This is a genomic window from Synechococcus sp. CCY9202 (genome assembly GCF_034931685.1).
In the GTDB taxonomy this organism is placed as follows: Bacteria; Cyanobacteriota; Cyanobacteriia; order PCC-6307; family Cyanobiaceae; genus CBW1002.
In genome coordinates this window covers 1-1,048 of record NZ_JAYGID010000118.1, presented here as the reverse complement: position 1 = coordinate 1,048, position 1,048 = coordinate 1, and the positions used below count along the sequence as shown (strand labels likewise).

At 74.0% G+C, this 1,048-nt stretch carries 1 pseudogene; it reads right to left on the bottom strand.

Annotation, left to right across the window (positions count from 1 at the left end):
- A pseudogene (locus tag VB777_RS14420) lies at window positions 1–1,048 on the bottom strand (chromosome segregation protein SMC); the annotation flags it as partial.

Genomic DNA, 1,048 nt, shown 5'->3' with positions numbered 1-1,048 from the left:
AGCTCCAGCAGGCGGCGCCGCAACGGCTCGGCCTCGTCGCCCTCCTGGGCGCTGCCGAAGCTGAGCTGGCCGCTGCGCTGCTGCAGGCTGCCGCCGGTCATGGCGCCGCTCTTCTCGAGCAGCTCCCCATCGAGGGTCACGGCGCGGCAACGGCCCAGCTCGCGGCGGGCGCTGGAGAGGGTGTCGAACACCAGCGTGTCGCCGAACACGTAGCGGAACACCTCGGCGTAGACGGGTTCATGGCGCACCAGTTCCACCGCCCGACCCACCAGGCCATCGCCGCCAATGGCACCTCGGGTGGTGCCGGGAGCGGCTCCCCGCTGCAGGGCCGCCGCCCCACTGGCCCCGCCGCCGCCGCCTCGGATCTTGTTGAGCGGCAGGAAGGTGAGCCGTCCGGCCCGCCGGTTCTTGAGCAGGTCGATGGCGCGGGCGGCGATCCGGTCGTCGTCGACCACCACCTGGCCGAGCCGGGCGCCGGCCGCCACCTCCAGGGCGAGGCGATGGCGCTCCTCCACCTCCCCCAGCTGCGCCACCGGTCCGTGGATGCCCTCCAGGCCGGCCTCAAGCAGCATCCGCAGCGCTCCGGTGCCGCGGCTTTCCTGCAGGGTGTCCCGCCGGCTGTCCAGCCGGGCGATCTCCCGCTCCAGGTTGGTCTGCTCGACCTCGAGGCGCTGGCGGGTGCGCTGCTGCAGGGCCAGGTTCTCCGCCAGATCCTGCAACTGCCGCTGCGCCTGCCCCAGGGCCTGCTGCAGCTGCGTCTGCTCCTCGTCCAGGCCCCGCTGGCGGGTGGCGGCCTCGGCATGGCTGCCGTCCTGTTGCTGCCGCTCCAGCTGCAGTTCGTCCAGCCGTTGCTGCCACTGCCGCAGCCGTTCCTCCAGCTGCTGCTGCTCGGCCAGCAGCGGTCCCAGCTGGTTCTGCAGGGCCTGGCGCTGCTGGCTGCGCTGGCGCTGCTCCTCCAGCCAGGTGCCGGAGCGCCCCGCCACCTCGCCCAGGCGCCGCCGCGAGAGTTCCACGGCCGCCTCCGCGTCGCGGCAGCGGCCTTCAGCGG